This window comes from Streptomyces sp. NPDC045956 (assembly GCF_056430705.1).
Map to the genome: position 1 here is coordinate 144,528 of NZ_JBWKKZ010000009.1, position 24,294 is coordinate 168,821.

Consider the following 24,294-nt stretch of genomic DNA (forward strand, 5'->3'; position numbering starts at 1 on the left):
CACCCCCTCTTAAAGGGTAAATACCACTCCCGCAAAAAGGGGGGGGCGCCCGGAGATCTCCGGGCGCCCCCACCGTCGTACGGACGTCGGCGTCCCCGCGTCGCGCCGCGGGTCCCTCCCCGGCTCAGCGCGCGGTGTCGGTCCGCCGTGCCGACAGCAGGTCCTCCAGCTGCTCCTCACGGGCCTGTGCCGCCACGAACAGCAGCTCGTCGCCCGCCTCCAGCGAGTCCTCCCGCGACGGGGTCAGGACCCGGGTACCGCGGATGATCGTGACCAGCGAGGTGTCCTCGGGCCACTCGACGTCGCCGACCTGGGTGCCGGCCAGCGCCGACTCCTCCGGCAGCGTCAGCTCCACCAGGTTGGCGTCGCCGTGGCTGAAGCGCAGCAGCCGGACCAGATCGCCGACGCTCACCGCCTCCTCGACCAGGGCCGACATCAGCCGCGGGGTGGAGACGGCGACGTCCACGCCCCAGGACTCGTTGAAGAGCCACTCGTTCTTCGGGTTGTTCACCCGGGCGACGACCCGCGGAACGCCGTACTCCGTCTTGGCCAGCAGGGAGACGACGAGGTTGACCTTGTCGTCGCCGGTCGCGGCGATGACGACGTTGCAGCGCTGGAGCGCCGCCTCGTCCAGGGACGTGATCTCGCACGCGTCGGCGAGCAGCCACTCCGCCATCGGCACGCGCTCGACCGAGATCGCGGTCGGCGCCTTGTCGATGAGCAGGACCTCGTGGCCGTTCTCCAGCAGCTCGCCCGCGATCGAACGGCCGACCGCACCGGCTCCGGCAATGGCGACCCTCATCAGTGACCGCCCTCCTCTTCGGGACCCTGGGCGAACGCCGCCTCGACCTTGTGGACCTCGTCGGTGCGCATCATCACGTGCACCAGGTCCCCCTCCTGCAACACGGTCTGCGAGGTGGGCACGATGGCCTCCCCGAGCCGGGTGAGGAACGCCACCCGCACCCCGGTCTCCTCCTGGAGCCGGCTGATCCGGTGGCCGACCCAGGACGCGGAGGTGTGCACCTCGGCGAGCTGGACGCCGCCGGTGGGGTCGCGCCACAGCGGTTCGGCGCCCGAGGGCAGCAGCCGGCGCAGCATCTGGTCGGCCGTCCAGCGCACGGTGGCGACGGTCGGGATGCCCAGGCGCTGGTAGACCTCGGCGCGGCGGGGGTCGTAGATGCGCGCGGCGACGTTCTCCACGGCGAACATCTCGCGGGCCACGCGCGCGGCGATGATGTTGGAGTTGTCGCCGCTGGAGACGGCCGCGAAGGCACCGGCCTCCTCGATGCCGGCCTCGCGCAGGGTGTCCTGGTCGAAGCCGATACCGGTGACCCGCCGACCGCCGAACGTGGAACCGAGACGGCGGAACGCGGTCGGGTCCTGGTCGATCACGGCGACCGTGTGCCCCTGCTGCTCCAGGGTCTGCGCGAGGGCGGAGCCCACGCGTCCGCAGCCCATGATGACGATGTGCATCGCCTCACACCCCGCTTCCTGCGGGGCGCCCGCCGGCCTCTGTGGATGTCCTGCTCATGTCTCTCTTTCGGCTCGCCTGGCGACACGTCGCGGCCGGTGTGCGGGCCGCAGGGGAACATCATGCCGGTGGGCGGCGACGCCGGACCCTCTCGGGGCCCGGGAAGCCGGATTCCCCCTGGCCGGCAAGCCCGGTCCCACCGTCCGTGGAGCCGGACCCCTCCGCCGGAAGCCGGCCCCCGCCCGGGGGGAACCGGATCTCCTGCCCGCATCCACCACACGCAGGCACCCAACGTAGTGCCAAGCCTCCGGAGCCCGCAGGACCGTCTCAGCCCCCGGCCTCAGCCCCCGGCCTCAGCCCCTGGCCTCAGCCCCCGGCGGAGGACCCCCGTCGGCCGATGCTGCGGATGCTGGCGACAGTCAGGAATCCGAGGCCGAGGAGCGTCGCGGCGCCGCCGATCAGCTCTGCGCTCAGGTGCATGGGACCTCCCAGACGCGGCAACGGCCGCGCCCTCGACGGCATTCGGGCGGTGTTTGTCATATAGGCAGCCATATAGACACGCAGACCTCGCAACCTACGGAATCCGCAGCCGCACCGCCCTCGAATTCACCCGGAGGGCAGACGGAGGGCAGACGGAGGAGGGATCGGGGGTGGCGGGTGGGCGGGCGCTCGTTCGAACGCTTACGATCCTCTGTTGTGTCCAAACTGACCGACGTGCCCAAACGGATTCTGATCGGGCGCGCACTGCGCAGCGACCGGCTGGGGGAAACACTCCTGCCGAAGCGCATCGCCCTCCCCGTCTTCGCCTCCGACCCGCTCTCCTCCGTGGCGTACGCGCCCGGCGAGGTGCTGCTGGTCCTGTCCATCGCGGGCGTGTCGGCGTACCACTTCAGCCCCTGGATCGCCGTCGCGGTCGTCGTGCTGATGTTCACCGTGGTCGCCTCCTACCGGCAGAACGTGCACGCCTACCCCAGCGGCGGCGGCGACTACGAGGTGGCGAACACCAACCTCGGCCCCAAGGCCGGCCTGACGGTGGCCAGCGCCCTGCTGGTCGACTACGTCCTGACCGTCGCCGTCTCCATCTCCTCCGGCATCGAGAACCTCGGCTCGGCGATCCCGTTCGTCGTCGAGCACAAGGTCCTCTGCGCGGTCGCCGTCATCCTGCTGCTGACGCTGATGAACCTGCGCGGGGTCAAGGAGTCGGGCAGCCTCTTCGCGATCCCGACGTACGTCTTCGTCGCGGGCGTCTTCATCATGATCGCGTGGGGCGCGTTCCGCGGGCTGGTGCTGGACGACACCATGCGCGCGCCGACGGCGGACTACGAGATCAAGCCCGAGCACGGCGGGCTGGCCGGCTTCGCGCTGGTCTTCCTCCTCCTGCGGGCCTTCTCCTCCGGCTGTGCCGCGCTCACCGGCGTCGAGGCGATCTCCAACGGCGTTCCGGCCTTCCGCAAGCCCAAGTCGAAGAACGCGGGGAACACCCTGGCGCTGATGGGCCTGCTCGCCGTCACCATGTTCTGCGGCATCATCGCGCTGGCCTCCGCCACCGACGTCCGCATGTCCGAGAACCCCGCCAAGGACCTCTTCCACGACGGCGTCCCGCTCGGCGCGGACTACGTCCAGCACCCGGTGATCTCGCAGGTCGCCGAGGCCGTGTTCGGCGAGGGCAGCTTCCTGTTCATCGTCCTGGCCGCGGCCACCGCCCTGGTCCTCTTCCTCGCCGCGAACACCGCGTACAACGGTTTCCCGCTGCTCGGCTCGATCCTCGCCCAGGACCGCTACCTGCCGCGCCAGCTGCACACCCGCGGCGACCGCCTGGCCTTCTCGAACGGCATCGTGCTCCTCGCCGGCGCGGCCATGCTCCTCGTCTTCATCTACGGGGCCGACTCCACGCGCCTGATCCAGCTCTACATCGTCGGTGTCTTCGTCTCCTTCACGCTCAGCCAGATCGGCATGGTCCGGCACTGGAACCGCCACCTGTCCACCGAGCGTGACCAGGCCAAGCGCCGCCACATGCACCGTTCCCGCGCGATCAACGCCTTCGGCGCCTTCTTCACCGGCCTGGTGCTGGTCGTCGTGCTGGCCACGAAGTTCACCCACGGCGCCTGGGTCGCCCTGCTCGGCATGTGCATCTTCTTCGCGACGATGACGGCGATCCGCAAGCACTACGACCGCGTCGCCGAGGAGATCGCCGCCCCCGAGGACCCCGAGGAGGCCCAGAGCGACGACATGGTGCGCCCCTCCCGGGTCCACTCCGTCGTCCTGATCTCCAAGATCCACCGCCCCACCCTGCGCGCCCTCGCCTACGCCAAGCTCATGCGCTCCGACTCCCTGGAGGCGCTCAGCGTCAACGTCGACCCGCAGGAGACGAAGGCACTGCGCGAGGAGTGGGAGCGGCGCGGGATCGCCGTACCGCTCAAGGTCCTGGACTCCCCGTACCGCGAGATCACCCGTCCGGTCATCGAGTACGTCAAGAGCCTGCGCAAGGAGTCCCCGCGCGACGCGGTCTCGGTGATCATCCCGGAGTACGTGGTCGGCCACTGGTACGAGCACCTGCTGCACAACCAGAGTGCCCTGCGCCTCAAGGGCCGCCTGCTCTTCACGCCGGGCGTCATGGTCACCTCCGTCCCCTACCAGCTCCAGTCCTCCGAGGCCGCCAAGCGCCGGGCCCGCAAACGGCAGGACTGGAACGCCCCCGGCGCGGTCCGGCGCGGCCCGGCCCACCACGACCGGGCGAAGGACGGCTCCACGTCGAAGTAGACTGGACGGCTGTTGCCTTTCGACGCTCGCCCTCCGGCGTCCGTCCCCCGTCGTCACCGTTCTCTGGAGTCACCCCGCCATGCAGGCAGAACCGAAGAAGTCGCAGGCGGAGTCCCGGGCGGTCTCGCTGGTCGGTGAGGAGTACGAGGTCGAGATCGGCCCCGTCGCCCACGGCGGCCACTGCATCGCCCGCACCTCCGAGGGACAGGTGCTGTTCGTCCGGCACGCGCTGCCCGGCGAGCGCGTCGTGGCCCGGGTCACCGAGGGGGAGGAGGGGGCCCGCTTCCTGCGCGCCGACGCCGTCGAGATCCTGGACGCGTCCAAGGACCGCATCGAGGCGCCCTGCCCCTTCGCCGGCCCCGGCCGCTGCGGCGGCTGCGACTGGCAGCACGCGAAGCCGGGAGCGCAGCGCCGCCTCAAGGGCGAGGTCGTCGCCGAGCAGCTGAAGCGCCTCGCGGGCCTCACGCCCGAGGAGGCCGGCTGGGACGGCACGGTGATGCCGGCCGAGGGCGACAAGGTGCCCGCCGGCCAGGTCCCGTCGTGGCGCACGCGCGTGCAGTACGCCGTGGACGACGAGGGGCGCGCGGGCCTGCGCAAGCACCGTTCGCACGAGGTGCAGCCGATCGACCACTGCATGATCGCCGCCGAGGGCGTCAGCGAGCTGGGCATCGAGCGGCGGGACTGGAGCGGCATGGAGTCGGTCGAGGCGATCGCCGCGACGGGCTCCCAGGACCGCATGGTGATCCTGGAGCCGCGGCCCGGCGCCCGCCTCCCGCTCGTCGAACTCGACAAGCCCGTCTCGGTCATGCGGGTGGAGGAGAAGGACGGCGGGGTCCACCGCGTCCACGGCCGCGCCTTCGTCCGCGAACGCGCCGACGACCGTACCCACCGGGTGGGCAGCGGCGGCTTCTGGCAGGTCCACCCGCAGGCCGCCGACACCCTGGTCAAGGCGGTCATGCAGGGTCTCCTCCCGCGCAAGGGCGACATGGCCCTCGACCTCTACTGCGGCGTCGGCCTCTTCGCCGGCGCCCTGGCCGACCGCGTCGGCGACAAGGGCGCGGTCCTCGGCATCGAGTCCGGCAAGCGCGCCGTCGAGGACGCCCGGCACAACCTCGCCGCCTTCGACCGCGTCCGCATCGAACAGGGCAAGGTCGAGGCGGTCCTGCCCCGCACGGGGATCTCCGAGGCGGACCTCGTCGTCCTGGACCCCCCGCGCGCGGGCGCGGGCCGCAAGACGGTCCAGCACCTCTCGTCCCTGGGCGCACGGCGCATCGCGTACGTGGCCTGCGACCCGGCGGCGCTGGCACGGGATCTGGGGTACTTCCGGGACGGGGGGTACCGGGTGCGGATGCTGCGGGTGTTCGATCTGTTTCCGATGACGCATCATGTGGAGTGCGTCGCCATCCTCGAACCGGCCGCAAAGGGCTCCTGACCTGCGGTTTTGTGCGTGCGCATTATGTGCGGTGTGGGCGTTACGGGCGATATCTTGACGCTGAAATGACGCTCGTGACGCTCATTTGACGCTCGTTCTGATGGGGTGTCAGGCCAGTTGTGTCGCTGCTCAGACGCTCTGATGGCCACTCTGTGGGGCAGGTTTCGCCGCATGGGTCTGATCGACAGTGCGCTGCTACGGGCGGTGAGCGGGAACGTCCAGGCAACACTCTGCCGCCTTGAGCCGTACGATGCAGGCGGCGCAGGTGGCCATCGGCTCCTGGGTAGACCCCCCTCACAGATAGCTGGCATCGGAAGGGTGACAGGCGTATGGCGGCGAACGCCGAGCACCTGAAAGCTCTCGTGCGAGCGCACGCCGAAGCTAACGACGACCTCTTCTATAGCGTCGCCCTGCAGGTGGCGGCAAAGTCCGCTCGCCAGGGGCAGGGGAAGTTCGCTGTGGAACTGCGTGAGCTGGTTGAGACCGCGCAGCAGAAGCAGAGCAGAGCCAGCAGCCGGAGTGCCGCAACCCCGGTAGTGCAGCCCCGTGGCGAGCTCACCAGTCTTCTGACAGCGGGCTACCCGGATACCCAACTTGACGACATGACCCTGGACGCGGGGCTACGAGCGTCTCTGGACCGCGTGCTGCACGAGCAGCGTCAGCGCGCCCGGCTGGAGCGTTTTGGCTTCACTCCAGTGCACCGCATCCTGCTGTCCGGGCCTCCAGGAACCGGAAAGAGCATGACCGCCGCAGCATTGGCCGGCGAGCTGAAGCTGCCGTTGTTCACCATCCGCCTGGACGGGCTGATCAGTCGGTTTATGGGCGAGACCGCAGCAAAACTGCGCCTGGTTTTCGACGCGGTCGCCCAGACCCGCGCTGTCTACTTGTTCGACGAATTCGATGCCCTCGGCGCCGAGCGAGCGGCAGGCAACGACGTCGGCGAGGCGCGCAGGATCCTGAACTCGTTCCTGCTGTTCCTGGACGAGGCTCCCTCTGAGAGCCTGGTCGTCGCCGGCACCAACCACCACCAGCTTCTGGACCGGGCGCTCTTCCGCCGCTTCGACATGATCGCCACGTACGGTCCCCCCACGCCCGAGCAAGCCGTGGAGGTCATGCGCCGACGGCTAGCCGGAATGGATACAGGCACAGTACGGTGGGACGCCGTGACAGACAGTGCATCCGGTCTGAGCCATGCCGAGCTGGTCAAAGCGGCGGAAGCGGCAGCCAAGCGGGCCATCCTGGCCGGACGAGACGTAGTGGACGAGCAGCTGCTGCTGGAAGCGCTGAGCGAGCGGCACGCCTCCCACCATGCCTGAGCCCGCAAGAGCGACTCCGCACTTGGTGGTGCCCTGGCGGGCCGCCACGCTGACCCCGCGCCCCGAGCCCTCTGGCGGAGGCGGACCTGACCTAGCCCAGCGCGAAGACCGTCACGGGCACGCTGCTGCGCTGGTGGACGGCCTTGAGAAAGCCGAACGCGAAGCGGCCCAGCTCATCCACGAGACCCCCGACGCGTTCCAACCTGACGGTTTCGCAGTGCGGATCGAAGCAGCGCGTGACCACCCGCTGTCGCTGGAGCGTCTCGACGGCTCGGGCCTGACCCTCATGAGCAGCCATCCGCAGACAGACGACGGTCCGCAGGATGCGCTGGTCTGGGTCCCATTCGACAAAGTCACCTCGTTCACGCAGCGGATCCATGCCTTCACCGAGGACACCGACGGGGGCAACCCGAAGCAAGCCCCTTTGGTGGCCAACATGGAGCAGGTCCACCGAGCGCTTCTGGAGCACCTCTGGCAGGAGCGGCAGGATCTGCCGCCCATGGACGAGGAGCGGTGGTGGGAGCTGTGGTTTGATCCACGGATCCCGCCGACGGATCCGGTTGTCACCCTGCGTGCCCTTGCTGGCGAGCGGCAGTGGCGCCTGAGCGACCGGGCGATCCATGTGGGCGAGCGTCTTGTCGCGCACGTCGCGACGACCGGCGAAGAGCTCACGGTCCTGCTGGCCACGAACGCCTGCCCTGTCGAGATCCGCAGGCCGACCTTCGCTGAGGGCCTCTACGCTGTTGACCGCGCCTTCCGCGTGGACCTCGTCGAAGATCTCGCCGAGCGCATTGAGCCGGCCGATCCGCAGGCCCCCGCGGTGTGCATCCTGGACACGGGCATAGCCCAGGAACATTCGCTACTCAAGCGCGCACTGCACGAGCGGGCCTACAGCGTGCTGCCAGGCAGTACACCAGCCGACCGCAGCGGACACGGCACGCAGATGGCCGGCCTCGCCCTGTTCGGGGACTTCGCTGCCGCCCTTGAGTCGAAAGGCCCAGTGGTTCTCAGCCACGGTCTGGAGTCCGTGAAGATCCTCGACGACAGCTACGCGCCGGCAAAGTCGCCGCGGACCTGCGCCGAGACGACCGCGAACGCTGTAGCGACCGCCGAAATCGGCAATGGTGGTCCCATGCCGTCCGCCCGCGTCTTCTCGATGGCTGTCACGCGGCAGTCCGGGGAAGGCGAGAACGGTGTCGACGGCACAGCAACCCTGTGGTCGGCCACCCTGGATGCTCTGGCGGCGGGCACGGACGTGACCGTGCGAGACGACCGCATCGATTTGATCGGCGCACCGGATCCTGAGGCGTCGCGGCTGATCATCGTCAGCGCAGGCAACGTCCGTGGTGCCGTGCCCCATCAGATGCGCACTGAGGAAGGCACACTGGATCCCCTGCTGCTCTCCGACCTGTCGCGTATTGAGGAACCTGCCCAGGCGCACAACGTGCTCACCGTGGGGGCCTGCACGCACCTGGATACCGTCCCGGACACTCCCTTGTTCCGTGGGTATCGGCCACTCGTCGTCCAAGGCGGCCTGTCGCCGTTCAGTCGAACCTCGGTGGCGCTCACAAACGCAGCCATCACCAAGCCCGACATCGTCCTGGAAGGCGGCAATATGCTCGTCGCGCCAGACGACAGCTTCCTGGACGAGCACGAACTGGTGAGCGTGGCAACCACCCACCACGACCCCGCGCGTCAGCTGACCTGGACGAACGCCACCAGTGCTGCCACCGCACAGGCGGCAGCACTGGCCGCCACGGCGATGAGCACTTATCCCGGACTACGACCGGAGGCTGTCCGCGCCTTGCTCGTCCACGAGGCCCAATGGACGCCGGCCATGGTCGACCAGGGCCTTTTCAAGAAGACCGGGACTCCCAGACTGGCCAAGGGTGAGGTCATGCGGCAGGTGATCCGCCGCTACGGCTGGGGCGTGCCCACCGCCGAACGCATCCGCAGCAGCGCCTCCAACGCCGTCACGATGATCATTCAAAACACCCTGGTTCCGTTCAAGAGGGTCAAGGGCGGGCAGGTCCGGCTGGCCGAACTCAAGCTGCACGAACTGCCGTGGCCGCTGGAGCAACTGCGCGAGCTGGCCGAAACCACCGTGGACCTGCGCGTGACGCTCGCCTACATGATCGAGCCCAACCCCGGCCGGCGTGGCATGCTCGGCCGCTACAGCTACGCCTCACACGGCCTGCGCTTCGCCATTAAGGGCCCCACCGAATCAGGCGACGCCTTCCAGAGGCGGTTGGCTGAACAGGCAGAACACGAAAGCGACGGGATCGGCAACCCGAAAGCGTTCGAGTCCCACAGTCACTGGCTGGTCGGCCCACGATTCCGCAATCTCGGCTCCCTGCACGCGGACATCTGGCGCGGATCAGCGACCGAGCTCGCCGATTGCGGCACGCTCGCGGTCTACCCTGTCGGCGGCTGGTGGAAGGCGAACAAGCGAAATGACCGAATCGGTCGCCCTGTCAGCTACGCCCTCCTGATCTCCCTTCGCACGCCAGAGGTCTCCACCGACCTGTACACCCCCATCGCAACCCAGCTTGGCGTGCCGGTCGAGGTCACTCCACACGCACAGACCGAGATTGTGGACGGCATCCCCATCCAGATGGAATTTGGCTGGTAGGTGACCAGGCGGGCGCAGCCCAGCGTCGGCGGCCCTGACGGGCATGCTTCCGGCCATCTTGAGATCATCGACCGCAGCCCTGCGGCCCGTCCGGTTTCCGTACGCTAGCCCTGTCACACCTCTCCGGTACGGTGCGATCAGCCGAACCCTCCATGCGGAACAACACAAGAAGGTGGCGTGTGAGCGACAAGAATCAGGAGCTGGCCGACTTCATTTGGTCGGTCGCCGACCTGCTACGGGGCGACTACAAGCGCTCCGAGTACGGCAAGGTCATCCTGCCGATGACGCTTCTACGCCGCATGGACTGCGTGATGAAGGACACCCGCGAGGCCGTATGGGAACGTGCCGAGTCCTTCGCGGGTCAGAACAAGGATGCGGTCCTGCGTGCCACAGCCGGCCGCGACTTCTACAACCTCTCCCGCCAGACCTTCGCCACCATCGGTGCCGACCCGGACACGCAAAAGGTCGAGAAGAACCTCAAGGACTTCATCGGCGGCTTCTCCTCAGAGGCCACCGAGATCCTCGACCACTATGCCTTCCATCTGCAGATCGACCGCTTGGCCAAGGCCGGCCTGCTCTACCTCGTGGTCCAGAAGTTCGCTGGCATCGACCTGAGCCTCGAGGCCGTGGACAACCACCACATGGGTTACGTCTTCGAAGAGCTGATCCGCAAGTTCGCGGACGCCTCGAATGAGACCGCCGGTGAGCACTTCACCCCGCGCGAGGTCATCGAGCTGATGGTCGAGCTGCTCCTGGCTCCAGACGGCGAGCGCCTCACCGGCGCAGCGCCGGTAATCGACATCCTCGACCCTGCCTGCGGCACCGGCGGCATGCTCTCCGCGGCCCAGGACCACATCAAAGCCCTCAACCCCAACGCGCGCGTGAACGTCTTCGGGCAAGAGCTCAATGCTGAGTCTTACGCGATCTGCCGCTCTGACATGCTGCTGAAAGGCCAAGCCGCCTCCAACATCCACTTCGGCAACTCCTTCACCCAGGACGGCCACGAGGACGAGCAGTTCGAATACATGCTCGCCAACCCGCCCTTCGGCGTGGAGTGGAAGAAGGTCGAAAAGCAGGTCAAGCAAGAGCATGAAGATCGCGGATACGACGGCCGCTTCGGCGCCGGACTACCTCGAATCAACGACGGCTCGTTCCTCTTCCTGCAGCACATGATCCACAAAATGCGGCCGTTGAAGAAGGACGCCGAAGGCAAAGAGATCGGCGGCAGTCGCATCGCGATCGTCTTCAACGGCTCCCCGCTCTTCACCGGCGGCGCCGGCTCGGGCGAGTCCGAGATCCGCCGTTGGATCATCAGGAATAACTACTTGGAAGCGATCGTCGCCCTGCCCGACCAGCTCTTCTACAACACTGGGATCTCGACCTACGTCTGGATCGTGTCCAACCGCAAGCCGAAGAACCTCAAGGACCGGATCATCCTCATCGACGCGCGGGACCAGTGGTCCAAGATGCGGAAGTCGCTGAGCAACAAGCGCAAGGAGATCAGGGAAGACCAGCGAAAGGAGATCTGCGCCTGGTACGGGGAGGCATACCACCTCACCCGCTCTGGAGACGGCTCGCAGCACTCCGTGCCGGACAAGGTCAAAGTCTTCGACGCAGATGACTTCGGCTACCAGCGCATTACTGTAGACCGGCCACTGAAACTGCGGTTCGAGGTTACTGAGGATTCACTCGACGTGCTGCGGGCGGCCAAGGCGGTGGAAAAGGAGCTCGGAGAGGGCGGGCCGGAGAAGTTGGCAGGCGCGCTCAAGTCCCTGTTGGGCAGTACTTGGAAGACCAAAGCCGAGGCGTGGATCGCTCTAGGCGCGGTGATGGAACAGGCAGGCATCACTTGGCCAAAGAGCAAGCCGTTCGACAAAGCGATGCGCGACGCAGTCGGCGTCCCGGACCCGGAAGGCGAGGTCCAATACGTCAAGAAGGGACAGGTCGAGCACGACCCTGATCTACGGGACGCGGAGAACGTGCCGCTAGGCGAAGACATCGACGCATACTTCGAGCGGGAGGTGAAACCGCACGTCGAAGAAGCGTGGATCGCAGAGTCAAAGGACCCCAAGAACAAGGAGACCGTGCGTTCCCGCGTGGGGTACGAGATTCCGTTCACCCGATACTTCTATGTGTACACGCCACCGCGGCCCCTCGCGGAGATTGACGCAGAGCTGAAGGCTCTTGAGATGGAAATTCAGGTCCTACTCGGAGAAGTAGCCCAGTGAACGTTGCATCTTTCGACCCGCGTTCGCTCAGGCTCCCTGGAAACTATGAATTGGTGCGCCTCGGCTACGTCGCCCGTTTGCAGAACGGGCTGACCGTCGACGCCAAACGAGACGTCACAGGCGACGTCGTCACGCGCCCGTACTTGCGTGTCGCCAACGTCCAAGCAGGAAGCCTTAACCTTGAATCGGTTACGGAGATCACCGTGCCCCGAAGCATTGCCCGTCGCAGCACGCTTCGTCCCGGCGACGTTCTCATGACCGAAGGTGGAGACCTAGATAAACTCGGCCGTGGAACGGTTTGGCGAGGAGAGCTGGAAGGTTGCCTGCACCAGAACCACATCTTCGCGATTCGCCCCGATCCGCAGCGTCTCAGTGGTCGATTTCTCGCTTACTTGACCCAGTCGCTGTATGGGCGCTGCTACTTCGAGAGCACAGGAACAAGAACCACGAACCTGGCATCAACGAATAGCAGCAAGATCCAAAGTTTTCCGCTGCCGCTCCCACCGCTGGAGGAGCAGCGCCGCATCGCTGACTACCTCGACGCCGAAACAGCCCGCCTTGACAAACTGGTCACACTGCAGCTCAGTACACGGAACAAGTTGGATGAGCGGGAGCGAGCCTTTCGAGACAGTCTGATCGACGAACTTGCCTCGTCATGTGGAGAGCTGCCCTTGCGGCGCTTCGTCACCAAGGTTGAGCAGGGGGAGAGTCCTCAATGTGAGGCCGTGCCTCGGCAAGGGAAATATGAGTGGGGTGTCCTCAAGCTCAGTGCCGTGAAGCTAGGAAGATTCGATCACCGAGAGAATAAGCGGCTCCCCGAAGAAATTGCCCCAACCCGGGCTTACGAGGTCCGCCCGGGAGACCTTCTCGTAACGCGCGCCAATACACCGAGTCTGGTGGGGGATGTCGCCGTGGCCACCGACGATGCCCAGCGCCTGCTGCTACCCGATTTGATCTACCGAATCGGGCTCGTGCGAGGGGTTGAAGCCGCCTTCGTCGCCCAGGTGGCCCTCAGCAGCCGGGTCCGGTTGCTCATCGAATCAGCGGCGCGGGGTTCGTCGCAGTCCATGGTCAAGCTTCGTGGCGAGGACATCAAAGAGTGGCCAATCCCTACGGCTACCCCTGTGCAACAGCGCACACTTGTCGCTGAAGTGGAGCGCAGCGCCGAGAGCACGAACAGACTTCGTGCAGCCGTCGACCGACAGTTGTCTGTCCTCATTGAGCGACGCCAGGCCCTCATCACCGCCGCAGTAACTGGTCAGCTTGACGTCACCACAGCCCGCCAGGACACCCCCGCGTAACGACCAGCCTCCCACTGATCACGTACGGAGCCTTGATATGCCCACTACTCCTCCACGCGCGCACGAGGCCCACACCGAGGGCGCTTTCGAGGACGCCGTCGAGGCGGCCCTGCTCCGCAGCGAGTGGGAGCGGGGTCCGGCGACGGCATACAGCCACGAGCTCGGCATCGACACCGCGGAGTTGTCAGCGTTTCTGCGTGAATCTCAGCTTGAGGCGTGGGAGCGATTGATGGAGACGTACGGGGAGACGGAGGAGCACGCGATCAAGCGGTTCGCCGCGCATGTGGCCAAGCAGATAGATGAGCGGGGACTGCTGGACGTGTTGCGTCACGGGGTGGTCCAGCGCCACGTCAAGCTGCGGCTGGCGTACTTCCGGCCCGCCCACACCCTGGCCGCGGGAGCGCTGGATGAGTACAGCGCGAACCGGCTCACAGTAGTGCGGCAGTTCCGCTACTCCGCTGCGGAGCCGACCAAGTCCGTGGACCTAGCGTTCTTCGTGAACGGACTGCCCATCGCGTCGGCCGAGCTGAAGAATCCCCTCACTGGGCAGTCGGTCGAGGATGCGAAGCGGCAGTACCGCACCGACCGCGACCCGAACGAGCTGTTCTTCGCCCGTCGCAGCTTGGTGCACTTTGCGGTTGATCCCGACCTGGTGTTCCTGACCACGCGTCTGGCCGGGGCGAGGACGCGGTTCCTTCCGTTCAACATGGGCACCGGCGGTCCGGGCAACATCGGAGGCGCAGGTAACCCGCCGGCTGCTCCAGGGGCGGAGTACGCGGTCTCCTACCTGTTCGAGCAGGTGATGCAGCGCGACAACTGGCTCGATCTGCTGCACCGGTATCTGCATGTGGAGGACGAGGCGGCCAAGGCCGGCAAAGCCCCCCGCTACCGTCCCGGCTCCGCACACAAGCAGCCGCTGATCTTCCCGCGGTTCCACCAGTGGCACGCAGTGCGGAAGCTGACGAACCACGCGGCCACTCACGGTGCGGGCGAAAACTATTTGATCCAGCACTCAGCAGGATCGGGCAAGTCGAACACGATCGCCTGGCTCGCCCATCGTCTAGCCTCCCTGCACACTCCCGAAGACCCCGCGTTCCTGGACCCGGACGCCGCCCAGGCAAAGGGTCTCGGGCCCAATCAGCAGGTCTTCAACAAGGTCATCGTCATCACCGACCGGCGGGTGCTGGATAAGCAACTTCAGGACACGATCTACCAGTTCGACCACACTCCAGGCGTAGTGCTGCGCGTCGACGATGATTCCCAGCAGCTTGCTGACGCACTGACCGGGGCGACTGCCCGCATCGTCATCACGACACTCCAGAAGTTCCCGTTCATCCTGGATAAAGCGTCCGGGCTTGGTAGCGAGCGCCGCTACGCGGTCGTCATCGACGAGGCGCACTCATCTCAGGGAGGTAAGGGCACTGACGCGCTGAAGCGGATGCTGGGCAAGCTGGGCGATGGCTCGGTCGATGAGGACGGGGATCCGCTGACTGCGGCCGCGCTGGCCCGCGGAAAGCAGCCCAACCTGTCCTTCTTCGCGTTCACCGCAACCCCGAAGGACAAGACCCTCAAGCTGTTCGGGACCGAGGCAGCCCTCACGGGCCAGATGGAGCCGTTCCACATTTACTCGATGCGGCAGGCCATCGAGGAGGGCTTCATCCTCGACGTGCTCGGTACCTACGTCACCTATGGCACGTACTTCAAGCTGCAGCAGGCCGCCGCGGACGAGGCTGAGCGGCAGGTTGACCCGCGCAAGGCGAAGGCCAAGCTGGTGCGGGCTGCGCTGATGTCCGCGGCATCCCTGGAGTCCAGGGCGAAGATCATTGTGGATCACTTCCGCGCCCACACCGCGAATCGGCTCGGCGGCCGGGCCCGCGCCATGGTCGTCACTCCCAGCCGCGAGCACGCCGTGCGCCTCTACCAGGCGATCCGCGGCTACGTGGAGCGCTGCGGCTACACCGACTGCGGCACTCTGGTGGCGTTCTCCGGGACCCTCAGTCTGGACGAGATCGAGTACACCGAGGCGAAGTTGAACGGCTTCCCAGAAGGCAAGCTGCCCGAAGCCTTCGCCTACAGTCGCCTGGACGACCCCAAGCCGCCGTCCGTGCCCCGGCCCGAGTACCGCATCCTGGTCGTCGCCGACAAGTATCAGACCGGCTTCGACCAGCCCCTGCTGACGACGATGTACGTGGACAAGCTACTCGCCGGCCTCGCCGCCGTGCAGACGCTGTCTCGGCTGAATCGCACGCACCCCTTGAAGTCGGCCGAGGACTTGTTCGTGATGGACTTCGCGAACAAACCCGAGGTGATCGAAGAGGCGTTTCAGCAGTACTACGAGGCGTCGATCTCCGAGCCGACTGACCCGGACTTTCTGTTCACCCGGCACGACGAGGTGATGGCCTATCGGCTGTTGATCGAGGCGGAGATGGACGCCTTCGTCACCGCTTACTTCGCCGCCTTCAAGAACGGCACGGCCACCGACGCTGCGGTCTCCAAGGCACACTCGAAGCTGTACGCCTATACCCAGCCCGCCGTGGACCGGTTCAACGCCCTGGCCGAGGACGAGCCGGACGCAGCACAGGAGTTCCGACGCGCCCTGGACTCCTACGTCAAAGCGTACGGCTGGCTCTCCCACGTCATCGGCTTCGAGAACGAGGACCTGGAGCGTCTCTACCAATACGGGAGGTTCCTGGTACGCCGCCTCCGGCTCCCGGTCGGCTCAGCAAGCGCGGACATTGGCGAGGTCACTCCTAGCCACATGAATGTCCGCAAGACCGGAACGGCCGAGCTCAACCTGAAGGCGGAGGGTCTCCAACTGTTGCCCGGTCTTGTCCCACAGCCCGCTGGCGCAGGCCCGGAGGTCGAGGAGAAGTCCCTCGCCCAGGTCATCGAGTCGGTCAACGACGAGTACGGAATCGGTCTGTCCACCACCGACCAGATCCTTCTCGGCCAGCTTGTCGTCGCCGTGTCGGAGGATCCGGACCTGAAGCGAATCGGTCTGCACAACGACGAGGAGACCTTCCGACGCGAGGTCGACAAGGACATGGACCGCATCGTGATTGACCAGGCGAAGTCCAACGACGCCCTGCTCGTGCGGTATTACGACGACCCTCTCATCAATAAGATCTTCAAACAGGTCGCTACCCAGCAGGCGTACGGGCTCATTCGCCGGCCTGCTCGTCGGGAAGCGGAGCGACGAGCCACCGCCGAGCGGGCCGCAGCGATCAAATCTGGCGAAGCGGGAACCACCCTGCCGGCCGATGCGTAACCTGCAACGAAAGTCCCGCCTCATGTCAAACTCCGGTGCTGGGCAGGCACCGTGGCCGAAGGGATCGCTGCAGTGCCGCACGATGGGCTCCATGATGCGCTGACCGAGGGCGCCGGAGGGCCGTCGTCCCGCGTGATCGCGGGACGCTACCGGTTGGACCGACCGATCGGCGCCGGCGGCATGGGCGAGGTCTGGCATGCCTACGATGAGCGCCTAGACCGCCGTGTCGCGGTCAAGATGATGCTCACTGACACCCGCGGTCTGCCCGGCGTCCCCGGCCTCGGCGCCAGCGAGATGCTGGCCAACCGCCGCGACCGCTTCCTGCGTGAAGTCCGCACCACTGCAGCCCTGGAACACCTCGGCATCCCGGCCATCTACGACACGGGCATCGACGAGACCACATACCAGCTCTATGTGGTCATGCAGCTGCTGCGTGGACGCGAAGTGCAGGCCCTCATCGATGACACGGATTACGACGTCTCACCGCTGGCCATCTCCTGGGCCGCAGCAGCAGGCGTACAGATCGCCTCCGTATTGGACGAGGTGCACCGCAACGACGTCGTGCACCGCGACATCAAACCCGCCAACCTCATGATCACCCCCGACGGCGTCGTCAAGGTCCTCGACTTCGGAGTTGCCGCTCTGCGCGGCTCCGGCAACCACCCCCGCCTTACCCAAGAGGGCATGACGGTCGGCACCCCGCCCTACATGTCCCCTGAGCAGAGCCTTGCCAACGAAGTCGGCCCGGCCTCCGACATCTACGCCTTGGCTTGCGTGCTGTACGAACTTCTCACCGGCCGACCGCCATTTATTGCCGATGCCAACGGCTCCCACGCCTGGCACCACGTGCGTACCGACCCACCGCCGATCCGCACTAGGCGCCGCGACCTTCCCCAGGAGCTGGAGGACCTCCTCCTGGGCATGCTGAATAAGGAACCCGAACGCCGCCTGGCCGCTTCCCAGGTTTACGACGCGCTGCTGCCCTGGGTCTACAGGCAGGATGACTCCGACACTATGCGGGCCGAGTACGACCCGCGCCAGCCCTTCCACCGTCCCTTCAGCGGCCCGTCCAAGCGCCCCGCTCCGACCGGTTACTCACCGACGCAAATCGTCCTGGCCGAACCGAACGCTGTCACGGAGGCAGCCCCCGCCCTCCTCACCGACGCCGAGGCCAACGAAGCCGCTGATCTCGCCGCACAGCTCGCTCAGGACGGCAAGTTCGTCCAAGCAGCAGACCTCCTAGCCGGTGCTATCCACCGCGCCCAGGACGGCGTCCTGCACGACGACCTCACGTTCTCCCTGGCCCAAGTCCGATTCTTGGCCGGCGCCCACCGCGAAGCCGCCGCGCTCTTTGACGAGGTCGGCGCTGCCTGGAGTGCCCGCTACGGTGCCGACGACGAACAGGCCCTACTCTGCCTCTACTACGCCGCTCAGTGCCGCATGGCCCTTGGTGAGTCGACAGCCTCGATCGAAGCGTTCCGCACCTACACCGCCCATGCCCGGGAGCCCGACGACACAGAAGCTGTCGACCGCCACTTGGACGCCCTCGCCAACCTCGCTCGCCTCTATGCGGCCCGTGAACGCTTCCCCGAAGCCCGCCGCGCCGTCGCGGAACTGCGTGAAGCAACCGAACGCCTGCGCGGCCCCAACGCCCCGGACCTCGCCGACATCGACGCATTCGAAAAGCGCCTTAACCGCTTCGCAGCTTGAGGTCTCACTGGGGCCGCCCACAAAAACACAGCGGTGCTGTCCGTTCGGGCAGCAACAATGCGCGGATGGATTGGCAAGACTGTGCAATTGCCTCTGACCAGCGAGAATCAGGGCTATCTAGGTTCTTGTTCCCGCACGCTCCGGAGGTGCATCCATGCGAAGAAGGGGGAGCTGTCCCCCAGGTCGCGGGGGACACATGGGGGGATCACGGATTCCCGGTGACCGGGGGGGCGCGAGCTCCCTGGTCGAGCAGTACGTAGGGTCTCACACTATCTTCACGCCCCCGAAGGCTCTCGCGGAAACAATCCCGCACCCCGTCGGCGTTGGTGATCACCGAGCCGAGGAGGGGAAGGTGTCGGGCCTGAAGCTGTTCCGCACGGACACGACGAACAGCGGCATGACGGAGGTCATGCCGCGTCTTGCTGAGATCGAGGCCGATGTGCAGGCTCTCGTCGAGGTGCACATGGAGACGCTGCTGGGCGTCCGCTTCCTGGCGAGCGAGTACAGCACGGGGCCCGCCCACGGGGGCCGGATCGACTCGCTCGGGCTGGACGAGAACGGATCGCCGGTCATCATTGAGTACAAGCGCGGCACGGACGCCGGCGTCATCAACCAGGGCCTGTTCTACCTGGCCTGGCTGATGGACCACCGGGCGGAGTTCGAGCACCTGGTCCGCGACCGGCTCGGGGTGACGGCCGCGTCCCAGGTCCTGTGGAGCGGACCACGCCTGATCTGCATCGCCGGCGACTTCACCCGCTACGACGTGCATGCCGTGCGCGAGCACCGGAGGTCGATCGACCTGGTTCGCTACCGACTCTTCGGCAGGGACCTGCTCGGGCTTGAGACCGTGGCCTCCGTGAGCGGCGGCGTGCAGGTGGCCCGCCGGGCACGGCGCCAGGCGGTTGCCCAGTCGGCGGCTGATGTCCAGGGCGCGGCGATGCGCGAGTTGGCGGGTGCGGTCGACGAGGTCCTGCTCGGGCTCGGGGATGGTGTGAACCGGGTGGAGCGCAAGACCTATCGGGCGTATCAGCGGCTGCGCAACTTTGCCTGCCTGTGCCCGCCGCAGCGAAGCAAGCTGCTGGTCTATCTGAAGGTCGATCCGAAGAACGTCGATCTTGTTCCGGGCTTCACTCGGGACGTGTCCGGTCTCGGTCACCACGGCACGGGTGATCTGGAGGTCCAGCTCCGTACGCTGAGGGACGTGGAGCGGGCGCAGGACTTGTTCCGGGCGAGCTACGCGGCGGCGTGATCGCCCGGCGCTCCCGGCCTCGTGACGGGCTGCGCTACGTGTGGTGTCTGCGGTCGTGGGAGGAGCCTCTCGACGTGCGGGCAGGGCGTGGCGGTGGACTATCTATGGTGCGTGGGATCGCCGGTTTGGCCAACCGGCGATCCCAAGCTATGTTGCCCCGCTCGTGCGGGGGTGATGATCAGCGTGAACGGCTGGCGGGTCGGCCGGACGTGACCGCCGGAGCCGCCGGCGCACTGGCTGCGAGGCGGGTCCTGTGATCGCGGCGGCCCGGCTGGGGCTGGCGTGTGCCGGTCTCGTGGGCGAGAGTTTCGGAGAGGTCGGCCAGTAGCGAACTCGGGGTGTGCGGGGACGCGGTGATGGCCCAGGTGGGCCGGTCCGGGTCGGGGCCGGCCCAGATGGTCCAGGTGGCTGGGCTCTGGGGGGCCTGCGCGGTCAGTGGGTCAAACCGGACGCCTGCCTGCCCGTCGGGGGACGTCCACCGGATCCCGTGCCCTGTCAGGGTGTGCTTCCACCCGGCCTCAGTGAGCGGCTGCGTGGCTGTGGTGACCGTCCTCTCGCCCACTGGGACGCCGATGACCGTGTCCCAGCCGTCTCCGTCGGCGAGGTGGTTCAGCAGGTTCTGCAGTACTGGGGCGGGGGTGGCGCCGCTCGCGGTGAGGTGCCACATGCGGTCGGAGACAGGCGTTTCGTAGGCGGCTACGGTCCAGGCGGTCTCGCGGGCCTGGGTTTCGTGGACGCGTTCGATGCGCAGGGTCTGCGATTCGTGGATGGCGTGGGTCGTTTCATCGGACCAGGTGCGCCACTTTTCGAACTCGCCGTGCGTGTCGAGGAAGGTGTCGAGGAGGGCGTCGTGGTCGCCGGCATCGGCCAGGTAGATGGGGACGGCCTCCAGCTGGGGGCGGGGCGGTTCGGGCTTGGCTGTGGTGATGTCGAAGACGGAACGCGCTGCGGTGGCGGCGCGTTCGGTGTCGGTCAGGGGCGCTGGGCCGGGGCGCATTTCGGCCGCGTGGGCGTTCTCGAAGGCCACCAGTGCTTCCGCGGGTGAGTCGAAGGTGTCGGCGATCTGACGCAGATGGTCCTCGCCGTGGAGGTAGACGGTCTTGCCGCCCTGGTGGAGGTATGTGCCGACCGCGACGGTGGTGTGGCCGTCGTGGGCGTGGGCGTGTATCAGGAGGTGGCCGTTGCGGATGTCGTCGTGGATCTTCTGCGCATGGTTGGAGACCTCGCGGATTTCGCTGCGCGTGCACCAGGGCATCGGGTAGTTCGGCTAGGTCCATTCCTCGTCGATGGCCTCCTGGAGCCGTGGGGTGATCTCGACGGTGATGCCTTCGGCGGTCGGGTGCTGGGCGGCGTCGGCGGCCCAGTAGGGCTCCTCGTGATCGATGCGGGCCAGGACCAGGACGTTTGTGGCGGCGGCACTCCAGCCGGCAGCCTCCAGAGCCGTGGAGGCGACGTGGGCCTGGGTGCCGGTCAGGTGGGCTTGCACGGCGCTCGGGTGAGTGGGGTGGGTGTCGAGGCGGACATGGGCGTCGATGGAGGCAGTCACGTGGGGGTCTCATCCGTTCTGCCGGTGGCCGGACTCGCGGGCCCGGCCACCGGCGTAATCGGGAGTTATCGGGTTGCTCGTGTGGGCCGGGCGGCGTGTGCGGCCGTGGTGGTCGGCGGGCCGGCGCGGGTGGCAGGGGCCGCTCGCCGCTGCTGCGGCGGAGTGGCTCCGGCGGCGTGCTGCCAGCGGGTGCGGACGGCGGCGATGTCAGCGAGAGCGCGACGGGCCCCGGCGACGAACTGGAAGGGGGTGTTCGCCGAGTCGCCGGCGTACGCCTCGACGCGCCGTCCGGTGTGTTCGGCCGTTGCCAGCAGGGAGCGCCGCAGGGCGCGTTCGGCCCAGTGCTCGACGGATCCGGCGGGTTCGGCCAGCATGCGCAGGACCTCGCTTGGTTCACGGCCGTAGTCGAGCAGGCCGCGCTGCTGGGCTTCCCACAGGACGGTGACGGCGTCGATGGGCTCGTCGCGGCGGGCGAGGGTGGTCAGGCACTGCCACAGGCCGGCGTGCAGGGGCAGGGTGAGGTCGTCGGGGAGCAGCCACCAGACGGCGTCGATGTCGTCCGGGCGGGCGGTGGCGGTCGCGAGCAGGAGCTGCTCCTCCTCGACCGCCTCGGTGTCGTCGGCGGCGGTGGGAGGAGGTGCCGGGGTGCGGGGAAGGACACCGGAGCGCGGGGGGAAGCGGTTCGCGATGTCGTCCACGACCGCGGCAAGTGCATCCGCCTCGGCGAGCGCTGTCTGGACGGGGTGCGGGAGGGAGGCGTCGTGGACGGTGTGGACGAGGCGTTCGGCGGCCGTCAGCAGGCGACGGCGGGCGTGCTCGGCCTCGACCATCCGGGCGTACGCGGGGGCGTGGCGGGGCCAGGGGCAGACCTGAACGAGGGCGTGCAGGTAGGAGGCGGTCAGTCCGCGCGCCTCCTCCAGGGCGGTGGCGAGTACGCGGTCGAGCCACGTGGTGTTCTTCGCGTGCTCGGCGGGATCGGGCCGCGGCAGGGTGCTGATCGCGGCATACAGGGCGGCGTGCGCGGCGGTGGAGAACGAGTCGGCGGCGATGCCGTTCACGTCGTCCAGGCGGTGCGGGTCGAGGAGGAGAGCCCCCAGGAGGGCCTGCTCGACGTGGAACACCGGCTGGGGCGGTGGGACGGCGTCAAGGTCGTCTTCGTCGGGTTCGGGGGTGTGGGGCATCAGGCTGCGAGGGTGAAGTCGTCGGGGTCGAGGGTGACGCCGAGGTGCGGGGCGAGGAGGTGGCCGGCGAGCAGCGGGGGAACGGCGTTGCCGATCTGGGAGAACTGCTGGCCCTTGTTCCCGGCCCAGGGGTAGTCGGCGGGAAAGGTCTGCAGGAGGCCCGCCTCGCGGGCGGTGATCCGGATCGGCTCGGGAACGGCCGGCGCATCGGTGTCCGTGGCCGAGGGTGTGGCGGGTTCGGCGACCCAGGTGCACTCGTTGGCGCGGTGCCCGAAGAACAGCGTGCCAGCCGGCTCCTGGATGGACCGGACGGTGGCGTTGGCCTGGTTGTTGCTGCGCAGGGACTAGGACCAGCGGTGCGCCTCGGCGGTGAACGTGGGCGCCGGAGCGTCGGCCGCACGATTCTCGCGCGTGCCGTGCCGGGCCGCCCACCCCGCGCCTTCCCGGCGGGACTGCAGAACCACCCCGTCCGGCCGCGGCGTCCAGGTGCCGCGCTCCCGCGCGTCGGACAGCGTCTTGCGAGAGCCCGACGGGAACGGCTCGGGGCCGCCGCCAGGCCCACCTCCTGCACAGACGGTGGGGACGGGCCGGTCGGTCGCGCCCCATCCCAGGGCTTCGGCCATGCTGACCCAGCGGGCACGGCCCGGACCGAACAGCGATTCCGGCTCGGCGAGCTGGGCGTGCGTGGGCGTGGGCGGCTGCGCCGTGCGGACGCGGGAGGCCAGAAGGATTGCCCGCTTCCTGGTCTGCGGGACGCCGAAGTCGGCGGCGTTGAGGATCCCGTACCAGACGGAGAACCCCCACCCGCGCAGGACGGCCGCGTACTGCTTCCACAAGGGCAGCACGTCCGGTACTTCCTCCATGGCCGCCCAGTCGGGCTCGCCGACCGCGTTCAGCGCGTGCAGGTAGCGCATCGGCTCGGCGGCGAGCAGGGAGCGCTCGTCGCGGCAGGCGGTGAGGAGGCGCTCGCGGGTGTCGCGCCCGGCGGCCAGGTCTTCGACCGCCGCGTGCACCAGCGGCTGGTCGAGAAGACCGAGGCGCTTGCCGGCCATGCTCCACGCCTGACACGGCGGCGAAGCGATCACACCGCGGGTGCGGCCGAGGAACGGCCAGGCCGGATACCTCGCCACGTCGCACCGGATGGTCAACTGCCCCGCCGCAGCACGGGTCTTACATGCCCACGGGTCCCATTCCAGGCCGACGTCGCGCCCGCCCAGGACGTGCAGTGCCCTGCTCCAGCCGCCCGGCCCCGCGAAGAGGTCGAGTATCACGTGGCCAGCCCGAAGTCGTCCTGCGTCAGCGCGTCGGCGTCGCCCCGGCACGCCCAGGGCGAGCAGCCGTCCTCGACACCGTTCTCCAGGACGTCGGCCTCGTCCGCGCTGATCCGCAGGGCGGCCCGCTCGGCGGCGGTGACGTGATCGATGGGGGCTTCGCTGAGCGGGACGCGGGAGCGGTTCAGGAACGCCTCGCCGAGCAGTCTGTTGCCGGTGGCGTTGGCGCGGGCGTTGCCCTGCCGGATGGCCGTGTCGAATTCGACGACGTCCGCCCACTCGGACGGAGATGTGTCCCTGATATGCCGCCACTGCGCATTTCCATGGAACGGGCATCCCAGGCAACTCGATTTCGGGGTATCGGCGAGACCGCGGGAAATCAGGTAGCGCGCACAGTCGGCCCTGCTCCAGGACATGTCCAGAAGGGGATGCCGGTTACGCATGTACTTGACGTCCGCGTCCTTCGCGCGGTGGAATTCATCCGTGGAGATTCCTACCCACTGCTCGACGAAAACGCCCTTTGGGATGCGTGCCGGATAGGGGTAGCCGAGCAGTTCGCGGACCTTCTGCTTGATTGGCTTGACCTTATATTCGCCGGTGCACTGCCGCCGGGTCATCCCAGGTCGACCGTCCTGATTGAGGATGTGGAGCGGCATGGAGGCGAACCGGTGATCCGGGTTCAGGGCGTCGTCTCGGATATTTCCGGCCGACACGCGCAGTACGGGTATCCCGGCGGGGGCGGCTATCTCTTCTTCCAGGCGGTCAAGGTGCGCATAGACCGCTTCTGGTTCCCATCCGGTGTCGGCGAAAATCGCATAGTCGACCCTGGGGAGAATGCCCTCGGCTGACAGGGCAAGGAGCGTGCTGGATTGAACTCCCGCACCGAGGGAGAGGGCGCGGAATCGGGGCTGATCTGAAATGGTCTGTCC

General features: G+C 67.5%; 13 protein-coding genes and 2 pseudogenes. 9 read left to right on the top strand and 6 right to left on the bottom strand.

What is annotated here, in order from left to right; genetic code table 11:
* Positions 1 to 124: 124 nt before the first annotated feature.
* Positions 125 to 802 (bottom strand): potassium channel family protein, encoded by a 678-nt coding sequence (locus tag AC07FV_RS24005; protein WP_356612574.1) that lies wholly within the window; start codon positions 800 to 802, stop codon positions 125 to 127.
* Positions 802 to 1,473, bottom strand: coding sequence for a potassium channel family protein (locus AC07FV_RS24010; protein WP_479089350.1), 672 nt, complete (start codon positions 1,471 to 1,473; stop codon positions 802 to 804). Before AC07FV_RS24010 ends, AC07FV_RS24005 begins: the two co-directional genes overlap by 1 nt.
* 694 nt (positions 1,474 to 2,167) lie before the next feature.
* Between AC07FV_RS24010 and AC07FV_RS24015 the strand changes: the two genes are divergently transcribed.
* The 9 genes from AC07FV_RS24015 (at position 2,168) to AC07FV_RS24055 (ending at position 19,367) form a co-directional block, all read left to right on the top strand.
* Positions 2,168 to 4,231 (top strand): APC family permease, encoded by a 2,064-nt coding sequence (locus AC07FV_RS24015; protein WP_479089351.1) that lies wholly within the window; start codon positions 2,168 to 2,170, stop codon positions 4,229 to 4,231.
* Between the two features lie 79 nt (positions 4,232 to 4,310).
* Complete coding sequence (locus AC07FV_RS24020) at positions 4,311 to 5,663, top strand: class I SAM-dependent RNA methyltransferase (protein WP_479089352.1); 1,353 nt, start codon at positions 4,311 to 4,313, stop codon at positions 5,661 to 5,663.
* Between the two features lie 329 nt (positions 5,664 to 5,992).
* Entirely contained in the window at positions 5,993 to 6,979 is a 987-nt protein-coding gene (locus tag AC07FV_RS24025; protein WP_469643688.1) for an AAA family ATPase, read from the top strand.
* A 133-nt stretch (positions 6,980 to 7,112) separates the two neighbouring features.
* Positions 7,113 to 9,611, top strand: a complete 2,499-nt coding sequence (locus tag AC07FV_RS24030; protein WP_469643685.1) for a S8 family peptidase — start codon at positions 7,113 to 7,115, stop codon at positions 9,609 to 9,611.
* A 152-nt stretch (positions 9,612 to 9,763) separates the two neighbouring features.
* Positions 9,764 to 11,839 (top strand): type I restriction-modification system subunit M, encoded by a 2,076-nt coding sequence (locus tag AC07FV_RS24035; RefSeq protein ID WP_478692957.1) that lies wholly within the window; start codon positions 9,764 to 9,766, stop codon positions 11,837 to 11,839.
* 53 nt (positions 11,840 to 11,892) lie between these two features.
* Complete coding sequence (locus AC07FV_RS24040; RefSeq protein ID WP_478692956.1) at positions 11,893 to 13,140, top strand: restriction endonuclease subunit S; 1,248 nt, start codon at positions 11,893 to 11,895, stop codon at positions 13,138 to 13,140.
* Positions 13,141 to 13,177: 37 nt separating this feature from the next.
* On the top strand, positions 13,178 to 16,408 hold the full coding sequence (locus AC07FV_RS24045; RefSeq protein WP_478692955.1) for a type I restriction endonuclease subunit R: 3,231 nt from the start codon (positions 13,178 to 13,180) through the stop codon (positions 16,406 to 16,408).
* A gap of 51 nt (positions 16,409 to 16,459) precedes the next feature.
* Positions 16,460 to 18,118, top strand: a complete 1,659-nt coding sequence (locus AC07FV_RS24050; protein ID WP_469643681.1) for a protein kinase domain-containing protein — start codon at positions 16,460 to 16,462, stop codon at positions 18,116 to 18,118.
* A 352-nt stretch (positions 18,119 to 18,470) separates the two neighbouring features.
* Positions 18,471 to 19,367, top strand: coding sequence for a DUF5655 domain-containing protein (locus AC07FV_RS24055; RefSeq protein ID WP_479089353.1), 897 nt, complete (start codon positions 18,471 to 18,473; stop codon positions 19,365 to 19,367).
* Between the two features lie 178 nt (positions 19,368 to 19,545).
* Here the strand turns inward: AC07FV_RS24055 and AC07FV_RS24060 are convergent.
* The 4 genes and pseudogenes from AC07FV_RS24060 to AC07FV_RS24075 form a co-directional block, all read right to left on the bottom strand.
* Positions 19,546 to 20,913, bottom strand: a pseudogene (locus AC07FV_RS24060) (SPDY domain-containing protein).
* Between the two features lie 65 nt (positions 20,914 to 20,978).
* Positions 20,979 to 22,094, bottom strand: coding sequence for a DnaB-like helicase N-terminal domain-containing protein (locus AC07FV_RS24065; protein ID WP_479089354.1), 1,116 nt, complete (start codon positions 22,092 to 22,094; stop codon positions 20,979 to 20,981).
* A pseudogene (locus AC07FV_RS24070) lies at positions 22,094 to 23,365 on the bottom strand (DNA cytosine methyltransferase). The gene AC07FV_RS24065 and the pseudogene AC07FV_RS24070 overlap by 1 nt, the downstream one beginning before the upstream one ends.
* Positions 23,362 to 24,285, bottom strand: coding sequence for an adenine nucleotide alpha hydrolase family protein (locus AC07FV_RS24075; protein ID WP_479089489.1), 924 nt, complete (start codon positions 24,283 to 24,285; stop codon positions 23,362 to 23,364). The pseudogene AC07FV_RS24070 and the gene AC07FV_RS24075 overlap by 4 nt, the downstream one beginning before the upstream one ends.
* Positions 24,286 to 24,294 lie beyond the last annotated feature (9 nt).